19 protein-coding genes are annotated in these 20,195 nt (G+C 54.4%); 12 read left to right on the forward strand and 7 right to left on the reverse strand.

Annotated elements, in window-relative coordinates:
• Positions 1-229: 229 nt before the first annotated feature.
• Positions 230-2,392, forward strand: coding sequence for a catalase/peroxidase HPI (gene katG, locus A3193_RS02750; RefSeq protein ID WP_069014006.1), 2,163 nt, complete (start codon positions 230-232; stop codon positions 2,390-2,392).
• Positions 2,393-2,447: 55 nt separating this feature from the next.
• Here the strand turns inward: katG and rhlE are convergent, their stop codons facing one another.
• The gene (gene rhlE / locus A3193_RS02755) at positions 2,448-3,866 is read right to left on the reverse strand and encodes an ATP-dependent RNA helicase RhlE (protein ID WP_071932385.1); all 1,419 of its coding nucleotides are present in this window, start codon (positions 3,864-3,866) and stop codon (positions 2,448-2,450) included.
• A gap of 504 nt (positions 3,867-4,370) precedes the next feature.
• Here rhlE and A3193_RS02760 point away from each other — a divergent pair.
• Both A3193_RS02760 and A3193_RS02765 read left to right on the forward strand, forming a co-directional pair.
• Positions 4,371-4,841: a PhoPQ-activated protein PqaA family protein gene (locus tag A3193_RS02760; protein ID WP_069014009.1), complete on the forward strand. Its 471-nt coding sequence runs from the start codon at positions 4,371-4,373 to the stop codon at positions 4,839-4,841.
• Between the two features lie 744 nt (positions 4,842-5,585).
• Positions 5,586-7,331, forward strand: a complete 1,746-nt coding sequence (locus tag A3193_RS02765; protein ID WP_069014012.1) for a PhoPQ-activated protein PqaA family protein — start codon at positions 5,586-5,588, stop codon at positions 7,329-7,331.
• A 56-nt stretch (positions 7,332-7,387) separates the two neighbouring features.
• On the opposite strand, the gene A3193_RS02770 is transcribed toward A3193_RS02765, so the two are convergent.
• Complete coding sequence (locus A3193_RS02770) at positions 7,388-8,239, reverse strand: LysR substrate-binding domain-containing protein (RefSeq protein WP_069014013.1); 852 nt, start codon at positions 8,237-8,239, stop codon at positions 7,388-7,390.
• Positions 8,240-8,344: 105 nt separating this feature from the next.
• On the opposite strand from A3193_RS02770, the gene A3193_RS02775 reads away from it, so the two are divergent.
• A complete protein-coding gene (locus A3193_RS02775) occupies positions 8,345-8,743 on the forward strand; it encodes a tautomerase family protein (protein WP_069004649.1) in 399 nt (132 codons plus the stop codon).
• A 141-nt stretch (positions 8,744-8,884) separates the two neighbouring features.
• Here A3193_RS02775 and A3193_RS02780 read toward each other — a convergent pair whose 3' ends face one another.
• Both A3193_RS02780 and A3193_RS02785 read right to left on the reverse strand, forming a co-directional pair.
• On the reverse strand, positions 8,885-9,073 hold the full coding sequence (locus tag A3193_RS02780) for a ribonuclease H (RefSeq protein ID WP_069004650.1): 189 nt from the start codon (positions 9,071-9,073) through the stop codon (positions 8,885-8,887).
• 156 nt (positions 9,074-9,229) lie between these two features.
• A complete protein-coding gene (locus A3193_RS02785; RefSeq protein WP_069014017.1) occupies positions 9,230-10,909 on the reverse strand; it encodes a lytic transglycosylase in 1,680 nt (559 codons plus the stop codon).
• Between the two features lie 432 nt (positions 10,910-11,341).
• Here A3193_RS02785 and A3193_RS02790 point away from each other — a divergent pair, with 432 nt between their 5' ends.
• Genes A3193_RS02790 through dnaQ form a run of 3 tightly spaced genes read left to right on the forward strand, consistent with a single transcriptional unit; the run spans position 11,342 to position 13,279 of the window.
• Positions 11,342-12,103: a class I SAM-dependent methyltransferase gene (locus tag A3193_RS02790; RefSeq protein ID WP_069004652.1), complete on the forward strand. Its 762-nt coding sequence runs from the start codon at positions 11,342-11,344 to the stop codon at positions 12,101-12,103.
• A 32-nt stretch (positions 12,104-12,135) separates the two neighbouring features.
• Positions 12,136-12,570: a ribonuclease HI gene (rnhA, locus tag A3193_RS02795; protein WP_069004653.1), complete on the forward strand. Its 435-nt coding sequence runs from the start codon at positions 12,136-12,138 to the stop codon at positions 12,568-12,570.
• A 4-nt stretch (positions 12,571-12,574) separates the two neighbouring features.
• The gene (gene dnaQ, locus A3193_RS02800; protein WP_069004853.1) at positions 12,575-13,279 is read left to right on the forward strand and encodes a DNA polymerase III subunit epsilon; all 705 of its coding nucleotides are present in this window, start codon (positions 12,575-12,577) and stop codon (positions 13,277-13,279) included.
• Between the two features lie 59 nt (positions 13,280-13,338).
• On the opposite strand, the gene fnr is transcribed toward dnaQ, so the two are convergent.
• Both fnr and A3193_RS02810 read right to left on the reverse strand, forming a co-directional pair.
• Complete coding sequence (fnr, locus tag A3193_RS02805; protein WP_069004654.1) at positions 13,339-14,097, reverse strand: fumarate/nitrate reduction transcriptional regulator Fnr; 759 nt, start codon at positions 14,095-14,097, stop codon at positions 13,339-13,341.
• A 395-nt stretch (positions 14,098-14,492) separates the two neighbouring features.
• Positions 14,493-14,843 (reverse strand): sulfur globule family protein, encoded by a 351-nt coding sequence (locus A3193_RS02810; RefSeq protein ID WP_068988072.1) that lies wholly within the window; start codon positions 14,841-14,843, stop codon positions 14,493-14,495.
• 352 nt (positions 14,844-15,195) lie between these two features.
• Between A3193_RS02810 and A3193_RS02815 the strand changes: the two genes are divergently transcribed.
• The 3 genes from A3193_RS02815 to eno all read left to right on the forward strand — a co-directional run bounded on the left by A3193_RS02815 (position 15,196) and on the right by eno (position 19,024).
• Positions 15,196-16,827 (forward strand): CTP synthase, encoded by a 1,632-nt coding sequence (locus A3193_RS02815; RefSeq protein ID WP_069004655.1) that lies wholly within the window; start codon positions 15,196-15,198, stop codon positions 16,825-16,827.
• Entirely contained in the window at positions 16,824-17,657 is an 834-nt protein-coding gene (kdsA, locus tag A3193_RS02820) for a 3-deoxy-8-phosphooctulonate synthase (RefSeq protein ID WP_069014019.1), read from the forward strand. Before A3193_RS02815 ends, kdsA begins: the two co-directional genes overlap by 4 nt.
• Positions 17,658-17,740: 83 nt before the next feature.
• Positions 17,741-19,024 (forward strand): phosphopyruvate hydratase, encoded by a 1,284-nt coding sequence (gene eno / locus A3193_RS02825; RefSeq protein WP_069004657.1) that lies wholly within the window; start codon positions 17,741-17,743, stop codon positions 19,022-19,024.
• 13 nt (positions 19,025-19,037) lie between these two features.
• On the opposite strand, the gene A3193_RS20515 is transcribed toward eno, so the two are convergent.
• Positions 19,038-19,178 (reverse strand): hypothetical protein, encoded by a 141-nt coding sequence (locus tag A3193_RS20515; RefSeq protein ID WP_155523055.1) that lies wholly within the window; start codon positions 19,176-19,178, stop codon positions 19,038-19,040.
• 21 nt (positions 19,179-19,199) lie between these two features.
• Between A3193_RS20515 and ftsB the strand changes: the two genes are divergently transcribed.
• On the forward strand, positions 19,200-19,496 hold the full coding sequence (ftsB, locus tag A3193_RS02830) for a cell division protein FtsB (protein ID WP_069004658.1): 297 nt from the start codon (positions 19,200-19,202) through the stop codon (positions 19,494-19,496).
• Positions 19,486-20,190, forward strand: coding sequence for a 2-C-methyl-D-erythritol 4-phosphate cytidylyltransferase (gene ispD, locus A3193_RS02835; protein WP_069014021.1), 705 nt, complete (start codon positions 19,486-19,488; stop codon positions 20,188-20,190). Before ftsB ends, ispD begins: the two co-directional genes overlap by 11 nt.
• Positions 20,191-20,195 lie beyond the last annotated feature (5 nt).

Consider the following 20,195-nt stretch of genomic DNA (forward strand, 5'->3'; position numbering starts at 1 on the left):
GCGTAATTTCGCGCTGATTCACGACCTTCTGCCCCTTTTGTCTTCTGGTTTTTTTTACCACATTTTCAAAACATTGCGGATTCAATGTATGGGGAAAATTAATCATAGGTAAAAACTATAATTAAAAAAGTAATAAACGATTTTAACAATTAATGATTCAGGCATAGAGTTAATACAGGTGATCCCACTACGGGTGATAACAACCTGAATAACGAATTAGGAGATGACGATGTCTGAGAATAGATGCCCCTTTCATCATACGGCCGGCGGCGGTACCACCAATCGCGACTGGTGGCCCAATCAACTACGCCTGGAGATCCTTCGTCAGCACTCATCCAAGTCCGATCCGTTGGGTGAAGAGTTCAATTATGCAGAAGCCTTCAACCGTCTGGATCTGCAGGCCGTGAAACAGGATCTTCGGGAGCTGATGACCGACTCTCAGGATTGGTGGCCGGCAGACTTCGGTCACTATGGCCCACTGTTTATCCGCATGGCCTGGCACAGTGCCGGAACCTATCGAACCAGTGATGGCCGCGGTGGCGGCGGTACCGGCAATCAACGATTTGCCCCGGTCAATAGCTGGCCCGACAACGGTAATCTGGATAAGGCGCGTCGGCTGATCTGGCCTGTGAAGCAGAAGTATGGGCACAAGATATCCTGGGCCGATCTGATGATTCTGGCTGGTAATGTTGCCCTGGAGAGCATGGGATTCAAGACCTTCGGTTTTGCCGGTGGTCGAGAGGATATCTGGGAGCCGGAAAAGGATATCTACTGGGGAATGGAGCAGGAGTGGCTGGAGGAGAAGCGTTATGCCGGTGACCATGAAGCCCTTGAAAATCCCCTGGCCGCCGTACAGATGGGATTGATCTATGTAAATCCGGAAGGCCCAAACGGTAATCCCGATCCCCTGGCAGCGGCCAAGGATATTCGTGAAACCTTTGCCCGGATGGCGATGAATGATGAAGAGACCGTGGCGCTGATCGCCGGTGGACACACCTTTGGTAAGACCCATGGTGCCGGTGATGCCACCCTGGTGGGAGCGGAGCCGGAAGCGGCGCCGATCGAAGCCCAGGGTTTCGGTTGGCAGAGCAGTCATGGCTCGGGAAAGGCAGGTGATGCCATCACCAGTGGTCTTGAAGTCACTTGGACCTCGACACCGACCCAGTGGAGTAACAATTTTTTCTGGAATCTGTTCGGCTATGAGTGGGAGCTGAGCAAGAGTCCGGCCGGTGCTCATCAGTGGATACCCAAACATGGTGCGGGGGAGGGCTCGGTGCCGGATGCCCATGATCCTGAACGTCGTCATGTTCCAAAAATGCTGACCACGGATCTGGCGCTGAGGTTCGACCCTGAGTATGAGAAGATCTCACGTCGTTTTTATGAGCATCCTGATGAGTTTGCCGATGCCTTCGCCCGTGCCTGGTTCAAGTTGACCCACCGGGATATGGGGCCGAAAAGCCGTTATCTCGGAACGGAGGTTCCGGCAGAGGAGCTGATCTGGCAGGATCCGATCCCTGCAGTCGATCATGAGTTGATTGACGATCAGGATATCGCCCGGCTTAAGGACGCGATATTGGAAACGGAGAGTTCCGTTGCCGAGTTGGTGACAACCGCTTGGGCGTCCGCCTCAACCTTCCGCGGCTCCGACATGCGCGGTGGCGCCAATGGGGCGCGGATCCGACTGGTGCCGCAAAAGGATTGGCCGGTCAATCAGCCGGATCAGTTGAGCCGGGTGTTGATGACTCTGGAAGAGGTTCGCAGTGAGTTTGATAAACCGGTGTCGATGGCCGACATGATTGTTGTTGCCGGATGTGCCGCTGTAGAAGAGGCGGCCAGGCGTGCAGGTCACGATGTACAGGTGCCTTTCACTCCGGGACGGATGGATGCCTCCCAGGAGCAGACCGATGTGGATTCGATGGCGGTGCTCGAACCGGAGGCCGATGGTTTCCGCAACTACCGGAAAGCCAAATACTCGGTTTCGCCTGAAGAGATGTTGCTGGATAAAGCCCAGCTTCTGACCCTGACCCCACCTGAGATGACGGTGCTGGTCGGTGGTATGCGGGCCCTCAACAGTAACTACGAGCAGAGTAGTCACGGTCTGTTTACCGATCGTCCGGAAGTTCTGACGAATGACTTCTTTGTCAATCTGTTGGATATGCAGACTGAATGGATACCGGTCAGCGGGGAGGACAATCTGTTTGAAGGTCGGGATCGGGACAGCGGGGAGGTCAGGTGGAGTGCCACCCGGGTCGACCTGGTTTTCGGTTCAAACTCTGAACTGCGGGCATTGGCGGAAGTCTATGCGGCAGAGGATTCAGCTGAGAAGTTTGTGGATGACTTCGTTTCCGCCTGGAATAAAGTCATGAATCTGGATCGATTCGATCTTAAATAAAAAGAAAAAACACCCAGGCCTGGGTAAACCGGCCTGGGTGTTACGCTTCAACAGTTCAGCCACCCAATAAGGCCGCGGTCTCTTTTTTTCGTTTTACCGCTGAATGGCGACGGGGCTTGGCGGCTTCCTCAGCCTGATTGACACGATTGTGTTTACGTGGGTTCTTGCCTTTTTGCTGATCCTTGACGGCATGCCGCTTAGCCGATTGTTGAGACTTTCCGGCTGATCCTTTTTTACCGTCTCTTGAGCGATTGTTACTGCCAGCCGCTCTTCTATCGTTATTGCGAGGATTGTTGTTTCTCTGTTTCTGAACAGGCTCCGCTTTAATGGTCGGATCCGGTTCATAGCCTTCAACGGTCACTTGTGGAATCCTGCCTTTCAGAAGACGTTCGATATCCTTCAGCAGTTTGTGCTCATCGACACAGACCAGAGAGATGGCTTCGCCTTCATTGCCGGCACGACCGGTACGACCGATACGGTGCACATAATCCTCAGGTACGTTGGGCAGCTCGTAGTTCACCACGTGGGGAAGCTGGTCGATATCCAGGCCGCGGGCCGCAATGTCGGTTGCCACCAACACCCGGACCTTACCGTTTTTGAAACCGGCCAGCGCACGGGTTCGTGCCCCCTGGCTTTTGTTGCCATGGATTGCCGCCGCTGTAAGACCGTCTCTTTCCAACTGCTGCGCCAGACGATTTGCCCCATGCTTGGTGCGGGTGAAGACCAGTACCTGTTGCCAGTTGCCGGAGCCGATCATGTGGCTGAGCATCTCCCGTTTACGGCGTTTGTCGACGGGGTGGATAACCTGTTTGATTCGCTCAGCGGTGGTATTTCGCCGGGCGACCTCAATCAGCTCGGGATGATCCAACAGTTGTCCGGCCAGCTTTTTGATCTCATTGGAGAAGGTTGCGGAGAAGAGCAGGTTCTGTCTTGTGCCATTGGCGGGCAACAGTGATAGCACCTTACGGATGTCATGGATGAAGCCCATATCCAGCATCCGGTCCGCTTCATCCAGTACCAGTATCTCAACCCGGGAAAGATCCACTGTGCCCTGTGAGGCGTGATCCAGAAGTCTGCCTGGTGTGGCGATCAGGATATCGACACCCTGGCGCAGTTTGGCGATCTGGGGATTGATCTTGACCCCGCCGAAGATGACCGTGGAGCGCAGTGATGTGTGCCGACCGTAGGTATCGACACTCTCCCCGACCTGGGCGGCCAGCTCCCGGGTGGGCGTCAAGACCAGAGCGCGAACCGGACGTTTGCCTTTGGTGATCGGTTTATCCGCAAGCCTTTGCAGCAGCGGAAGCGTGAAGCCGGCCGTTTTTCCCGTACCGGTTTGTGCGCCGGCCATGACATCTTTACCTGCCAGGATAACCGGGATTGCCTTACGCTGAATTGGGGTGGGTTCTGTATAACCCTGCTCACCAACGGCGCGCAGGAGATCGGTCGACAGACCGAGACTATCGAATGACATATAAATTCTACTCCGTAGCCAAACAGCGGCAGCCATAGTGCTGGCGAATTGAGTGGCCACATAAAAAATTATGGTATTCCAGAGAGGAGTTTTCCTTCCCGGCGACAGCAATGCTGGCGGGAGCCGGTCGGCTGGAAAAGTATCTGATATCTTAAGCGGGAGGCTCTGTTCCCGAAGGGGAGAAGCGAACGGCTCTAGGTAATCTGAACGATCAATTGATCGTTATATGCGCTAACCGGTCAAGCGCGATCGGAGTAGATTAACATAATTCTACTCAGAAATCATTTTCCCTGGGATGGATTGGCCTATCCATCATATTTGCAACAATCCTGCTTAAAAATCAGACCAGCATTAAATGATCCTTTTAATCTGTCACGACACCATTGATTTCATGGCTCGACCATTATTGGACGCCGCCGGGGTTGTGCTGTTACAGATTAAAAAATATCAGATGAAAAGGGAGTAATTCTCATAATCTTCAACCGTTACTAAAGGGAGAGTGTAATGATTCGAATGATTGTTAGATCACTGTTGTCAGTCGTCTTGATGTTGCTATATTCCGGACTGATCCAGGCCCAACAGAGCAATCCCCTCAAGGAATATGTCTACCAGGATGACCCTGCCTACACCTACCGGGTGATCGGCCAACTGCCCGGCGCAGGATACGACGCCTATTTTCTCAATATGGATTCCCAAAATTGGCGCAGCGAGGCGGAGGTGACGCCAACCCTGTGGAATCACTGGGTGACCCTGATCGTGCCCCATCAATTGACCGCCACCACCGCCAACCTGACCATCGTCGGCGGTAGCTTCTCCACCACGCCACCGGATGCGCATGATCTTGCTCTGTTGGTACCCCTGCAACCTATGCTGTTGGTGATCGGAATATCAAGTTCTGGCAGACCTACCAGCTGGCTGAGCGTCTCTATGCTGAAGATCGTCAACTCCTGGCGGCGGGCATCTGCCAGGCATTGACCCGGCAGTAGCGTTGTCATCGAGGCCGTTATTTATCCGATACCACCGCTGTTCCATTAACTTCGAAGGTTATGCCGTTTGCTGATGAATTATCTATAGCTTTTCTTGCAGGTTGGGAGTTGAAACATGAAAAACATCGTGCAGCGGGGGATAAAAGCAGGAAAGAGTCAAATTTCATCTGTGTGCCAAATAGGCTGGGTGAATAGCTCCCCTCTCCCCTTGCGGGAGAGGGGCAGGGGGGAGAGGGGCTTTAAGATTTGTGCGAGTTAGACTGAAAGTTAGTGGGGCAGCAATGATCCGCTACGATAAAAACAGGTCGTAGTGAGCTCCTCTGCGCGCTCGGTTATTAAAAAGATGTTGTAGATCATTGCAGCACGATTTTTACAATCGCGTCAGACTGGCTCTCTGCCGCTGAAACAAATATTGTTAAGACCTTGAGTTTCTGCCTGTTTCAGGTTCACAGTTTCGAATTTATATAGAGTGTCGTTCAATTAACGGCAACTGGACCTGTGCAAAAAGGTTGTTTATGCTTTTGCCCTGAGCTGTAACGCTTCAATGGAATGTTGTATTAGGCAGGGAGCGCTCGATAGATCCGCCACCTTCCCTTGAACCTTTTAATCAACCGATGCGTCTCGGATGGACGCTTATAGGTCTGGTTTAAGGAATACCTTCCTCTGTATTATCCGCCCTGATCGAGGCAGGGCCGTGGGTATTTGTATTTGCTGTTAGTTGTTGGAGTAGTAAATGAATGGACTCTTTCGTCGGGCTGTTGCTGTCGCCGGCCTGATTCTGTTGTTTGCCGGTCTGCTGCATGCTGAGCAGTCGGCCCCGCTTAAAGCTTATGTCTATCAGGATGATCCGGCTTACGCCTATCGATTGATCGAAGAGCGTCCGGGGCAGGATTATGATATCTATTTTCTGAAGATGGTCTCGCAGAGTTGGCGTACCGAGCAGGAGGTAACGCCAACACTTTGGGATCATTGGCTGACTGTCATCGTACCTCATCAATTGAGCGGCACCACAGCGAATCTGACTATTTTTGGCGGTGGGGCGACCGATTCGCCGCCTTCTATTGAAACCTTCGATCAGCTTATGCCTCTTGCGACTGCTACCGGGAGTATTCAGGTAATCATCAGTCAGGTGCTTGGACATCCTTTGAAGTTCAAGGAGCTGGATCAGCCACTCGAGGAAGATGCTCTGGTTGCCTACAGCTGGCGTAAAAGTATGCAGACCGGTGATCCCACCTGGTCGGCCTTTCTGCCGATGACCAAGGCCAGTGTTCGCGCCATGGATACGACTCAGGCGTTTGTTGCCGAGTCCCTTGGTCTGGTTGTGGATGACTTCATCGTCAACGGGTTTTCCAAGTATGGCGCCATCGCCTGGTTGACGGCTGCGATCGATTCCCGGGTGGTTGCTGTGGCGCCCGGGGTGTTCAATGTACTGCGCCTGGCCGATCAGTTTGAGCGCCACTACAACAGCTACGGTTTCTACTCCGATACCCTGTCGGTCTATGAACAGAACGGCATCATAAAAAATATCCGCTCACCGGAAGGCAAACTGCTGCAGCAGCTGGTCGATCCGATCAGCTACAAACAGGCGCTGACCATGCCCCATCTGCTGCTCAGCGCCACCGGTGATGAGTACTTTCTACCGGATGCTTCGGAAGCCTATATCCATGACATACCGGGAGAGACGCTGCAGCGTATCGTACCGAACACCAATCACTCGGTTGAGAATAAACTGGAGGAGATGATCCAGGGGCTGGTCGCCTGGAATCAGATGCATCTCAACGGGATTGCAAGGCCGGTCATCGAGTGGCAATTGAGTAAAACCGGTGAGTTGATCGTCAGCAGTGATCAGACACCGCTGGTGGCCAAACTCTGGCAGGCGAGTAATCCAGATGGCCGGGACTTCCGCCAGGAGACCCTGGGTGACCAGGCGTGGCGTGAAAGCAATATCGAAAACGCGGATGACGGTGATTATCATGTCAGCGTTGCCAGGCCGGACACAGGATGGACAGCCTATCTGGTGGAGCTGACCTATCCGGGTATTGCTGGTATTCCTCAGGTCTACACCACCTCGGTGTTTGTCACACCGGATGAACACCCCTTCGAAGTGGAGGATCCGCTGGACAGTCCGAAAACCATTGACTACTGGCAGGAGCAGGTCAACCAGGCCATGGTCGGCTCCCCTCTGAAATACGATCTACCCGCACTGCAGGCGATGTTGCCGTTTCGGGTGTTCGGCGAATACATTCGGGATATAGAGACCCTGAGTGGCTACCTCAACACAGCTGGGCCTGAGCGTAACTGTATCGCTGCCAGGTTGAGTGTCGAAGCGGATCAGCAGGGTTGGTACACCACACTCTATGCCTACGAGGATCAAAACTTTAAATTCTGGCAGATCTATGAATTGGCAGAGCACCTTTACGCTAAGGGTCAACAGCGCCTGGCCGGTGGAGTCTGTCAGTTATTGACTCGCCAGCAATAACTCAGTATTGGCAGCTGAAACAGATCTGCTTGCTTGTAGTATTGAACAAGAAATCTTTAAACGAGATCCTGAAGATTGTTTTGGATATGGGCTCTGGTAATCTTCTCCAGGGCATCCAGTGGGGCAGGTGTGGCTTGAGGATTACGGTAGACTGCCAGTTCCACAGATTGCAGTTTCGGGAGCCCCGCAACCGGGGGGCTGTTGTTGTGTGACAGACGGGCCGTAATCCCCAGGCCGGCCTCCACAGCGGCCAGAAGTCCAGGAAGACTCGGGCTTGTGTAGACGACTCTCCAGCTCATCGATGCCTTCTCCAAAGCGTTGATAACCCGATCTCGAAACACGCAGGGTGGTTCGAACAGAACCAGCTTCAAGGGTCGATCATCGATGTCAATGAACGGTTCCGGGACGATCCAGGAGAGTTGGAGTTTTCCCAGGGGGTCACCACGATCGCCACGCTCCTGAAAGGCAACGGCAAGATCGAGTTTGCCGTTGGCGATCTCCCTTTTCAGTTCACAGCTCGGATTGACCCGAACGTCGAGCCGTATCCCCGGGTGGTTGTCGGCAAACCGGGCCAGCACACTGGCCAGTCCTCGATCGGCAAAATCCTGGGTCACACCGAAGCGGATCTGGCCCTGCAGGGGGTCCGGTTTCAGTGCGGCGGCGGCTTCATCGTTCAATGAAAGTATCCGTCGGGCATAGTTGAGCAGTAACTCACCGGATTCGGTGAGCAACTGTCGCCGACCGGCTTTGCGGAAAAGTTTCGAGCCACTCTGCGCTTCCAGGCGCTTCATCTGCAGGCTGATTGCTGACTGGGTTTTATGCAGTTGCCGTCCGGCTTTGGCAAACCCGCCCAGGTCCGCAATGGCGACGAAGGTTCGCAGCAGGTCGATATCGAGATTTTTAAACATATCAAATAGATTAGTAACATAAATGAATAAGATAAAAAAGATTCAATTTATTTATCATTATGGGCGGACTATCTTGACTGGCAAATGGAGAAAAGGGGAAACAACATGCCGGTTATCAAGATTCAACACAGTGGTGAGCCACTAGCCAACGATACCTGTTCCGCGCTTCAACAGCAGGTGACAGGACTGATCCATCGGGTATTGGGAAAAGCGGTTCCGGTTACGGCGGTTCTGATCAGCTCACAGCCGAATCGGCAGTGGTCGGTGGGAGGCGATGCCATCACTCACCATCAATCGGTACTGATGGAGATCTACATCACTTCCGGCACCAACAGCGAAGATGAAAAACGCTTGATGATCAGTGAGGCCCATTCACTGTTGGAGGCCAGACTCGGTCCCCTGGTTGAGGCGAGTTATGTGGTCATTCAAGAACTGGCGCCAACCGACTGGGGGTATGCGGGTGTGACACAGGAGGAACGCCGTCGCAGAAAGGCCCAGACATGAATGGTCATCCATATCGGTTGCCACGGCGTTTGGAAGATGGGTCGCTTGATCTGGCGTTCTACAAAGATCGGGCACTCGAGCTACGCTCGAATGATTTCGTCTGTCTGCTTGGAAGCGTGGTGAATCTGATAAGAGGGTTGGTTAGCAGTTGAACAACCGGTCGATGGCTGCCAATCCCTCTTGCACCACTTCGTCCAGCTCTTCCGGGTCATCTTCATGCTCATAGGCCAGCATCGAATAGACCGAAAGGGATTTCAGTGCCAAAGCGATTTTTTCAACATCGGGTAGATTGAGTTCAACCCCGTCTCTCAGTCTGCAATCCTCACTCATGGTCAAAACCCTCTTACTGCCATGGATTTATAGAGTGGGATGGTCAGCCAGGATCGGCAGGCTGTCAAAAAAGAAGTGTGGTTCTTTGATCTGAATCAATATCGCCTGACCAGTGTGGCCGAGGTTTTTTCCAGTCTGTACAGGCTTCTGCTCGACTTACAGGGTCTGCTCGGTGACATCCACGTAGAGCTTGATCCGTTGGCCGGGTTGTAGATATTTGCCCTTGATGGTGTTCCAGCGCTTCAGGTCCGCAACCGAGACTTTGAATCTCTGAGCGATTCTGGAGAGGGAGTCTCCCCGTCTGACCTTGTAGTGCAGTCGGCTCTGGGTACCGCTGGGTTGCAGATCCAGCAAAGAGGTGCTGGTCTGGCTGCGGGCGGTCCAGATGACCAGGGTCTGACCTGTCTTAAGTGGGTCGCCGGGAGCCATGCCGTTCCAGGCTGCAAGCTTTTTGTAACTCACGTTATGCGCTCTGGCGATGGTCCAGAGGCTGTCTCCGGATTGAACCCGGTAGTGCTTCTTGACCCCATTTCTGGAGCGGTTTTGAATGGCCGCCTTGCGCTGCTCCTGGGCATAGACATAGTGGTCGATCTTTTTACTCGATACCGGAATCAGCAGGTGTTTGCCGGCGCGAATCTTATTGCCTCGCAGTTTGTTGACCTGTCTGATGAGCTTGGCCGTGGTGCCGTGTCGACTGGCAATCACGCTCAGTGAGTCACCGGATTTGATCTTGTAGCGTTTCCAGGTGAGCCGCTTCTCCTGGGGTAGGGCGGCGAGCTTCTGTTTGAACGGTTCAACCCGGTCGAGAGGCAGGGTCAGCTTATGTGGGCCGTCTGGATCGGTGGCCCAGCGGTTGAAGCCTGCATTCAGCAGATAGAGCTCCTGGATGGGGAGCTCCGCCATCTCGGCGGCCAGTGCCAGATCGAGCTGGGATTTGATATCCACCGTGGCGAAGTAGGCCTCGTCGGCGATCGGATCCAGTGGCATGCCGTAGGCTTCCGCATCCTTGAAGATCTTCGCCAGTGCGAGCAGGCGAGGCACATAGGCGCTGGTTTCATCGGGCAGCTTCAGAGACCAGTAGTCGGTCGGCTTAGCCTTTTTACGGTTGCGCTTGATGGCGCTGCGTACGGTGCCGGCACCGGAGTTATAGGCTGCCAGGGCCAGCTCCCAGTCGCCATCGAACTGTTTATTGAGACGCTGCAGATAGTCGAGTGCGGCACGGGTTGAGCTGACAACATCCCGGCGTCCGTCATACCACCAGTTCTGTTTCAAGCCGAAATAGCGCCCGGTGGAGGGGATGAATTGCCAGATGCCGGCAGCACGGCCAGGGGAGTAGGCAAACGGTTGAAACGCGCTCTCAACGGCTGGTAACAGGGCGATCTCCGCCGGAATATCCCGTTTGTCGATCTCTTCTAGGATGAAAAACAGAAACGGGGCGGCCCGCTCCTGGATACGCTGCAGGTATTTCGGGTGTTTCTGATACCAGCTCAGCTCCTTGCCGATACGGCTGTTGCTGGGGATGGTAAGGGCAAAATTCTGTCGCATTCTGTCCCAGGCGTGCGCTGGAGTCGGGTCGGGCAGAGAGGCAACCACTTCGGAGAGCTGTTCGGCCAAATCCGGCATCGACTCGGGAATTACCTTCTCACTGCCGGTCAGGGGTTGGATCTGCACGGTTTCAGTGGAGAGGTTGTCCAGTGGAACTTCGGTCAGGGCCGACTCCTCAGCAACGTTCGGCAGAGACTGACAGGCCGCCAACAGACAGGTGAATATCAGATTCATTGCGAGCAGGTAGGGCTTGCTGAGAAGTGTTGCCGAGCTGTTAAGTGACTTTGACATACCGAATACTGAAAGAAAATGTAACCAAAGCCGTGTATGATTTCCATGTGGTGAACTCCTGACAAACGGCCGCATATTGCAATCTGTGATCGTTTCGGCCTCGTTTCGCGTGGCAACACATATCACTGGGCGGGGCTGCTCGGTTGCACAGCAAATCCTTGATTTGCTTAGTGATGGTCCGCTGGCCCACTGTCTCAATCCAGGCGCAGCCATGAACCCTCTTGTGCCTGACAACCGCCGGGACATCGGTTAGCAATATGAGACGCTACACCTGAATCCTGCACAAACCAGGGCCGCTCATTCGCCTCTTTGTGGTGTCATACTGATAGACAATCGGGTCGGATGCCACAACAGCAGGTTTAAGAGCGGCGCTCAAAAAGAAACACAGATTACCTGACAGTAGTGTCGGTAGCAAAGCCGATAGCTTGACAGATGAGAGAATACAGGCGGCTAAAACTGCGATCTTGCCAACAGAATCACATTCAGGAGTGGTTCGGTACCCCTCTTGGAGCGAATCTTGTCGCCCAGGAACGGATCCCGCTTGAGCGCCATCTCTCAGCCATTTTCGGCTACCATCTGGTGCAGATCGGTCATCAGGGGGTGAGTGAGGAGCTGCTGCAAGTCAGTCCAGCCCGAAACCGGCTGGTGATGGGGATCGGCAACTCCGGGCAGCCGGGTAAACTACAGGCTGATCCGAGTCATCTGCCGTTTGCCACCGACAGTGTGGATGGGGTGCTGTTGCCCCACACCCTCGATTTTTCTCTCGATCCCCACCAGGTGTTACGCGAAGTAGAGCGGGTTCTGATACCCGAGGGGAAGCTGTTACTGAGTGGTTTCAATCCCTGGAGTCTGTGGGGTGGGGTGAGGTTGCTGCGCATGCGCTCTTCCACGCCTCCCTGGTGTGGCCACTTTTTCAGCAGCCGGCGGGTACTGGATTGGCTGGCACTGCTGGGCTTCGATCTGCTGGAGATCCAGTATCTGAACTACCGGCCACCGATTCAAAGCCTGGGTGTGATGCAGAAGTTGCAGTTTATGGAGCAGTTCGGTGACAAGGTCTATCCGAATTTTGGTGGTGTGTATATCATACTGGCGGTGAAGCGAGTGGTGACGATCACCCCGATCCGGCCGAAATGGTCGGTGAAGAAGCGGGTTATTCCCACCGCAGCTGAACCCACAATCAGAAACGGTACCTGAGTTACACCTACCATGGATTGCAGCAGAATTCGATGACACAGCATGTAGAACTCTTTACGGATGGCGCCTGCAAGGGCAATCCCGGGCCTGGTGGCTGGGGGGCAGTATTGCGCTATGGGGATCATGAGAAACAACTCTTTGGGGGCGAGGCCAGCACCACCAATAATCGCATGGAGTTGTTGGCGGTCATCAAGGGATTACAGCAGCTGAAAAGAGCCAGTCGTGTCGCTGTGACCACCGATTCCCAATATGTCAAAAATGGCATTACCCAATGGATTCATAACTGGAAAAAGAATGGCTGGAAGACGGCCGCCAGGAAGGCGGTGAAAAATGCCGATCTGTGGCAGAGCCTCGACTGCGAGGTTAAAAAACACCAGGTGGATTGGCACTGGGTGAAAGGGCATGCGGGGCATCCCGGTAATGAGTTGGCGGACCAGCTGGCCAACAAGGGTATCCAGGAGCTGTAGGATGATGCGTCAGATCGTGCTCGATACTGAAACCACAGGTCTGGAGCCTGAACAGGGCCACAGGATCATTGAGATCGGCTGTGTCGAGCTGGTCGACAGGCGGCTGACCGGTAACAATTTTCATCAGTTTCTCCAGCCGGAGCGGGAGATCGATGCCGGAGCTATCGAGGTGCATGGCATCACCAATGAGTTTCTTGCCGATAAGCCCAGATTTTGTGATGTGGCCCAGGATTTCGTGGAGTATGTACGTGGTGCCGAGCTGATCATCCACAACGCCCCGTTTGACGTGGGATTCCTCGATCATGAGTTGAAACTGATGGAGAATCCCCAGCGTATCGACACGCTTAGCGCGGTTACCGATACACTGGTGATGGCAAAGAAGATGCATCCGGGGCAGAGGAACAGCCTCGATGCCCTGTGTAAACGCTACGATATCGACAACTCTCATCGTGAGCTTCATGGAGCACTACTCGATGCGGAGATTCTGGCGGATGTCTATCTGATGATGACCGGCGGCCAGGCGGCACTGGTGTTGGATGATCAGCTCGGACAGCAGGGTGGCGATGAGAATGCGGCCGACAATATCCGTCGTCTGGCTGCCGACCGTCCACCCCTGAAGGTGATCCTGGCGGATGAGTCCGAGCTGGAAGCCCATCAGCGGCAGCTTGAAGCGATGGGTGAGGCCTGTATCTGGCACAAACAGCCGTAGCGGTCGAATCGGAGAAAAGACCCTAGGGCCTATTAGATTTAGTGTTAACAGGCCCTAAGTCAGCCCCTTGATTGACTCGATTTGGCGCTGTCGCTGCCCTGCACGATGTCGTAGAGTCTGGGTATGTCGAGCAACTGAACATGTTTGCGTTCCACCCTCAGCAGGTTTTCATCCTGAAAACGGGTAAAAAGCCGGCTGACTGTTTCAACGGCCAGGCCAAGATAGTTACCGATTTCATGACGGGACATACTGAGAAAGAAGTCGCTGGCTGAAAACCCCCGTTGTTTGAATCGCTCCGAGAAACTGAGCAGAAAGGTGGCCAGGCGCTCTTCGGCACTCTTTTTACCCAGCAGGGTCAGCATTTCCGTATCCTGGCCGATCTCGCGGCTCAGCAGGCGGTACATCTGATGCTGCAGGCTGGGCATGATGGCGCTCAGAGACTCCAACTGGGAGAATGGGATCTCGCACACCGCAGTGGTCTCAAGGGCAATCGCCGAGCAGGTGTGGCAATCATCCTGAATGGCATCCAGGCCGATCAGCTCACCCGGAAGGTGGAAGCCCAGTACCTGTTCTCCGCCATCTTCGTTGGGACTGTAGGTTTTTACCGAGCCGCTGGTGATGACCCGCAGGCTATGGAACTTATCACCGCCACGGTATAGATGATCCCCACGATGGTAGGGTCGGCCCCGTTTGATGATGCAGTCAAGGCGCTCCACGTCATCCGGTGTCAATCCCATCGGTAGACAGAGGGTGGCCAGACTGCAGTTCTTGCAGGCTACCTTGATATTTTCAAATGAGACAACTTTTCTGCTAGTCAAGTAATCGCTCCAGCATGCGGGGTGCTTTGATATCAACGCCTGGTAAAGACGGTTTTCGCGTCAGGGGTATCATTTCCTTTCCGAGATGACCTCAATTTCCTCAATGGCGTTACAGCTCCCAGAGGTTGATGTTTAAACCGCTGGAGCCACCTCTACCGCATTCCCGGCAAACAGCCTGTCGGAGCGGATAGCTTGTCTCCCCATCCTACAACCACATCCTTGTCTCTCTACTATTTTGTGAACCAGCACACGGCCTATTTTTCCAGAAATTCTTGATGTTGATCAAGTCGTTTTGGTTTTTTTATTACTTTGGGTCATTGCAGGAGCCGTATCCAGGGCCGTTGGGAGCAAAAAAAAGCCGGCCTGAAGGCCGGCTTTTCTGCACATGGGTAGGCTTATTGAGCCGGTGCAGCTGGTGCAGGTGCTGCAGCTGGAGGCGCAGGATAGCCGTATGGAGCACCGTAAGGAGCGCCATAAGGAGCACCATAACCGTATGGAGCGCCATAACCATAAGGTCCATAGCCACCATAGTCACGGTAGTAGTTGTTACCCCGGCCATAGCCAGAACCGCGGGCATTACCACTCATGCCGAAGCTGAAATCACCGGAGCCATCACCCCAACCATCGCCCCAACCGTCATTGTTCCAGCCGCGGTTACCATAGCCAGGACCGCCCCACCAGGCAGAGGCACTGGTAGACGCAGCTACAAGAGCAGCGATGCTCAGAACTTTAGCAAATTTAGTCATGCTTTCTTCCTCTCAAATGATTGTTTTGATACTACCATCGGTGATGTATAAAAGTGGCTTCCTAAGCCTCCATCATACGATGCTTGAGGACTCTACAACGAGGTCGGCCGAAAAAACGGCTTGGACTGTCGGGTAAAGTGCTACTAGCCTCAGTAGTTGTTATTTGCGAAACACGCCAATCGATTATAGACCTTGAGCGGTGATATTCAAACGAATTCTTCCCCCCTCGGCAGTTATGACGAATCTATGACGGACCGGCCCTTCGAGATTGAGTGAAGAGGGCCAATCTGGTACTGTTTACCCCCGTCCTATATCCCATTCCCAGCACTCTAACCCTGGTAAGCAGAATTACATGACCAGTTTTATTTTCATTACGGGCGGTGTGGTTTCCTCACTTGGTAAAGGTATCGCCTCAGCCTCTCTGGCCGCACTCCTCGAGGCCCGCGGCCTGGATGTCACCATGATCAAGCTGGATCCCTATATCAATGTGGATCCCGGCACCATGAGCCCTTTTCAACATGGTGAGGTGTTTGTTACCGAGGATGGATCGGAAACCGATCTGGATCTCGGTCACTACGAAAGATTTATCGACAGCACCATGGGCTGCAATAACAATTTCACTACCGGCCAGATCTATGAGCAGGTGATCCGTAAGGAGCGCAAGGGAGAGTATCTGGGCGGTACGGTACAGGTAATCCCACACATAACGAATCAGATTAAGGAGAGTATTCTGCTCGGCGCCGGAGATAAGGATATCTGCCTGGTTGAGATTGGCGGCACCGTCGGTGATATCGAATCTCTGCCTTTTCTCGAGGCAATTCGTCAGATGGGTGTGGAGATGGGGCAGCAGCGGGCCATGTTCATGCATTTGACCCTGGTTCCCTACATCAAGGCCTCAGGTGAGATCAAAACCAAGCCGACCCAGCACTCGGTGAAAGAGTTGCGCTCGATCGGTATTCAGCCGGATATTCTGGTGTGCCGTTCGGAGCAGCCCCTGCCGGAGCCGGAACGCAGAAAGATCGCTCTGTTCACCAATGTGCCTGAAGAGGCGGTCATCTCTGCGGTGGATGCCGATTCCATCTATCGGATTCCGGTGCTGTTGCACGCCCAGGGTATGGATGAACTGGTAAATCAGCGATTTGGTCTGAATCTTCCCCCTGCCAATCTCTCGGAGTGGGAAGCCTTTCTCGAAGGGCTGGATAACCTCGAGGGCGAGGTGAAGGTGGCCATGGTGGGTAAATATGTTCACCTGACCGAAGCCTACAAATCCCTCTCCGAGGCCCTGGTGCATGCGGGTGTGCATACCGGCAACCGGGTGGTGATTCACTATGTGGATTCAGAGCAGATTGAGAAGAGCGGGACCGAGAGCCTGCAGGGTATGGATGCCATTCTGGTACCCGGCGGCTTTGGTAACCGAGGCGTTGAAGGAAAAATCGAAGCCGTGCGCTATGCCCGGGAAAACCGCATACCCTACCTGGGCATATGTCTCGGCATGCAGGTGGCGGTGATTGAGTTTGCCCGTCACGTGGCGGGATTGGAGGGTGCCCACAGTACCGAATTCAATCGCTCCACACCCAATCCGGTGATTGGCCTGATTGTGGAGTGGCTTAATGCGGATGGACAACTGGAGACTCGCAGCGAAAACTCCGACCTGGGCGGCACGATGCGTCTCGGGGGGCAGGAGTGCAATCTGCAGTCCGGCAGCCTAACCCATCAGCTCTACGGTAAGGATGTGATTGTGGAACGTCATCGCCATCGCTATGAGTTCAACAACAGCTACCTGGATGACATCGTTACAGCCGGCATGAAAATCTCCGGTCGCTCGGTGGATGGCCGATTGGTTGAGATCGTCGAAATACCTGACCATCCCTGGTTTGTCGCCTGCCAGTTCCACCCGGAGTTCACCTCCACGCCGCGCCACGGCCATCCACTCTTTTCCGGTTTCATTGAGGCAGCCCGGAAGCACAGGGATGGTGGTCAGTGAAGCTGTGTGATTTTGAGATCGGGCTGAATCGCCCTCTGTTTCTGATCGCCGGTCCCTGCGTGATTGAGAGTGAGCAGCTCGCCATGGACAGTGCCGGTGAGCTGAAGGAGCTCTGTGAAGGATTGCAGATACCCTTCATCTACAAATCCTCCTTCGATAAAGCCAACCGCTCCTCGGCTGAGAGCTACCGTGGTCCCGGCATGGAGCAGGGCATGCAGATTCTGCAGAAGGTAAGGCAGCAGCTGGCTGTGCCGGTGCTTACCGATGTGCACGAGGATACCCCCCTTGAAGAGCTGTCCGAGTGTGTGGATGTGCTGCAGACTCCGGCCTTTCTCTGCCGTCAGACCAATTTCATTCAGCGGGTGGCCCGGCAGGGATTACCGGTGAATATCAAGAAGGGTCAGTTTCTCGCCCCCTGGGATATGGTGCATGTGGTTGAAAAGGCGAGAGCGGTCGGCAATGAACAGTTGATGGTTTGTGAGCGGGGTGTCTCTTTCGGCTACAACAACCTGGTCTCCGATATGCGTTCACTGGCGGCGATGCGAGAGACCGGCTGCCCGGTGGTGTTCGATGCCACCCATTCGGTGCAGCTGCCGGGTGGGCAGGGTAAAAGCTCCGGCGGGCAACGTGAATTTGTGCCGGTGCTGGCCAGAGCCGCCGTTGCGGCGGGCGTCTCCGGATTGTTCATGGAGACCCATCCCAATCCGGATAAAGCACTGAGTGATGGACCCAATGCCTGGCCGTTACCGAAAATGGCTCGACTGCTTGAAACCCTGGCGGCTCTTGATCGACAGGTTAAACAGAGCGGTCTGATCGAACTTGAACTGTAAGCCTGACCCGTCATCTTCCTGTAAAATGCAGCGGTGACAATAACGTTTAATACAAACAAACGACAGAATTAGATGGAGACGAAATGTCTGAAATTGTTGATGTACGTGGACGAGAGATTCTCGACTCACGGGGTAACCCAACCATAGAGGCCGATGTTTTTACCGCGGATGGTGCGATTGGACGGGCGATGGTCCCCTCTGGCGCCTCCACCGGATCACGGGAAGCACTGGAACTCAGAGATGGCGACAAACAGCGCTATCTGGGTAAGGGGGTGCTGCAGGCTGTGGCGAACATTAATGGCCCGATCAAAGAGGCATTGATGGGCATGGAAGTCACCGAACAGGCCGCACTCGATCAGTGCATGCTGGATCTGGACGGTACCGAGAACAAAGCCAAACTGGGTGCCAACGCGCTGCTGGGAGTCTCCCTGGCCGCCGCTCACGGGGCAGCTCAGGAGCGTGCACTGCCACTCTACCGTTCCCTCTCATCCGGTCCCTACCGGCTGCCTGTGCCGATGATGAATATCATCAACGGTGGCGCCCATGCGGACAACAGTGTCGATCTGCAGGAGTTCATGATCCTTCCGGTTGGGGCAGGTTCGATTCGTGAGGCGGTGCGCTACGGCGCCGAGGTCTTTCACGCTCTGCAGAGTGTACTGAAAGGCCGGGGTATGGCGACCGCTGTCGGTGATGAAGGGGGCTTCGCACCCAATCTACCGTCCAATGAATCCGCCATCGAAGTGATTCTTGAGGCGATTGAGAAGGCTGGCTTCGCGGCAGGCAACGACATCTACCTGGGGCTTGATGTGGCCAGTTCCGAGTTCTATGAGGATGGGGTCTACAATCTGGCCTCCGAAGGGCGCAAGTTCAGTGCCGAAGAGTTTGCCGACTACCTCGCGGCCTGGGTCGATCAATATCCGATCATTACCATCGAAGACGGTATGGATGAGGGTGATTGGGCCGGTTGGAAACTGCTGACGGAAAAACTGGGTCAGCGGGTACAGCTGGTCGGTGATGACCTGTTTGTCACCAACACCAAGATTCTGAAACGGGGTATCGATGAGAGTATCGCCAACTCGATTCTCATCAAAGTGAATCAGATCGGTACTTTGAGCGAGACCATGGCGGCCATCGATATGGCTCGGGATGCGGGTTACAGTGCGGTGATCTCCCATCGTTCGGGTGAAACCGAGGATACCACCATCGCCGATCTGGTGGTGGCTACCGGTACCGGGCAGATCAAGACCGGATCCCTCTCCCGCTCTGACCGGGTTGCCAAATACAACCAGTTGATGCGCATTGAGGATCAGCTGGGTGATGAGGCTGTCTACGCAGGTAAAGATGCATTCCCGGTAACCATCGCATGATCTGACTCACATCCTATCCTCCCTGGTTGGGCAGGGCGTCACTGGGTATGCTATAGGTTGTGCTCAGGGCGCCGGGAGTGATCCGGTCCAGGGAGGCATGGTTCTCCGCCACTCTGAATCGGTGAACATTCAGGGCTGCCCTGAATCCATACACATTCACATCCTTGACTGATCGATGCGCATCATTATTGCCATTTTGGTTGCCTTGCTGCTGTTTCTGCAATATCGCCTCTGGGTGGGCGAGGGGAGTCTTGCCGAGGTTAATAATCTGAAGGATGAGATTGGTGCCTTACAGCAGGAGCTGATCGGATTGCGTAAACGAAATCATGCCCTGCAGGCCGAAGTGGAAGATTTGCGCAGTGGCCAGGCCGCCATCGAGGAGCGCGCCCGCAGTGAGCTTGGCATGATTAAAGAGGGGGAGACCTTCTATCAGGTAATCACCCCCTCAGGGACTGAGACCAATGAGCGATAGCTGCTGGGCGATAGTACCGGCCGCCGGTGTCGGACGACGCATGGGTGGGGCGGTACCAAAACAGTATCTGGATCTGTGTGGCCGTAAGATTATCGATCTCACCCTGGAGAGGTTGTTGAATCACCCGCGTATCTCTGGTGTCTGTGTCGCCTTGTCGGCCGAGGATGGCTACTGGGAAAGCTGTGAACACCATAATCACCCCAATGTGATTCGGGCCACCGGTGGTGCAGAGCGCTACCACTCAGTGTGCAATGCTCTGGCAAGTCTCGCCGAATTGGCCGATGAGCATGATTGGGTGCTGGTGCATGACGCCGCCCGCCCCTGTCTTTCTGCCGCCGATCTGGACCGCTTGATCGAGACGCTGCAGAGTCATCCGGTCGGTGGGCTGCTGGGTATCCCGGTCGCTGACACCCTGAAACGGGTCGATGATTTCAACCAAATCGATGCCACAGTCTCCCGGGAGCGTCTCTGGCGCGCCTTTACCCCTCAGATGTTTCGGCTTGGCCTGTTGAACCGCTGCCTGGAGCAGGCGATTGAGAGTGGCGCAGCTGTTACCGATGAGGCGAGTGCTGTGGAGCTGTCAGGCCATCGGCCTTTGCTGGTGGAGGGTGACGGCACCAACATCAAAATCACTCATCAACACGATCTGCTGCTGGCCGAGCACTATCTCAAGCTGGTCAGAGATGAGGAGTGATCCGT

Origin of the sequence: Candidatus Thiodiazotropha endoloripes (assembly GCF_001708965.1) — a bacterium.
Lineage (GTDB): Bacteria > Pseudomonadota > Gammaproteobacteria > Chromatiales > Chromatiaceae > Thiodiazotropha > Thiodiazotropha endoloripes.

Coding starts and splice junctions, on each gene's coding strand:
- katG (WP_069014006.1), top strand. CDS start 230: ATGTCTGAGAATAGATGCCCCTTTCATCATACGGCCGGCGGCGGTACC.
- rhlE (WP_071932385.1), bottom strand. CDS start 3,866: ATGTCATTCGATAGTCTCGGTCTGTCGACCGATCTCCTGCGCGCCGTT.
- A3193_RS02760 (WP_069014009.1), top strand. CDS start 4,371: ATGATTCGAATGATTGTTAGATCACTGTTGTCAGTCGTCTTGATGTTG.
- A3193_RS02765 (WP_069014012.1), top strand. CDS start 5,586: ATGAATGGACTCTTTCGTCGGGCTGTTGCTGTCGCCGGCCTGATTCTG.
- A3193_RS02770 (WP_069014013.1), bottom strand. CDS start 8,239: ATGTTTAAAAATCTCGATATCGACCTGCTGCGAACCTTCGTCGCCATT.
- A3193_RS02775 (WP_069004649.1), top strand. CDS start 8,345: ATGCCGGTTATCAAGATTCAACACAGTGGTGAGCCACTAGCCAACGAT.
- A3193_RS02780 (WP_069004650.1), bottom strand. CDS start 9,073: ATGAGTGAGGATTGCAGACTGAGAGACGGGGTTGAACTCAATCTACCC.
- A3193_RS02785 (WP_069014017.1), bottom strand. CDS start 10,909: ATGTCAAAGTCACTTAACAGCTCGGCAACACTTCTCAGCAAGCCCTAC.
- A3193_RS02790 (WP_069004652.1), top strand. CDS start 11,342: ATGAGAGAATACAGGCGGCTAAAACTGCGATCTTGCCAACAGAATCAC.
- rnhA (WP_069004653.1), top strand. CDS start 12,136: ATGACACAGCATGTAGAACTCTTTACGGATGGCGCCTGCAAGGGCAAT.
- dnaQ (WP_069004853.1), top strand. CDS start 12,575: ATGCGTCAGATCGTGCTCGATACTGAAACCACAGGTCTGGAGCCTGAA.
- A3193_RS02810 (WP_068988072.1), bottom strand. CDS start 14,843: ATGACTAAATTTGCTAAAGTTCTGAGCATCGCTGCTCTTGTAGCTGCG.
- A3193_RS02815 (WP_069004655.1), top strand. CDS start 15,196: ATGACCAGTTTTATTTTCATTACGGGCGGTGTGGTTTCCTCACTTGGT.
- eno (WP_069004657.1), top strand. CDS start 17,741: ATGTCTGAAATTGTTGATGTACGTGGACGAGAGATTCTCGACTCACGG.
- ftsB (WP_069004658.1), top strand. CDS start 19,200: ATGCGCATCATTATTGCCATTTTGGTTGCCTTGCTGCTGTTTCTGCAA.
- ispD (WP_069014021.1), top strand. CDS start 19,486: ATGAGCGATAGCTGCTGGGCGATAGTACCGGCCGCCGGTGTCGGACGA.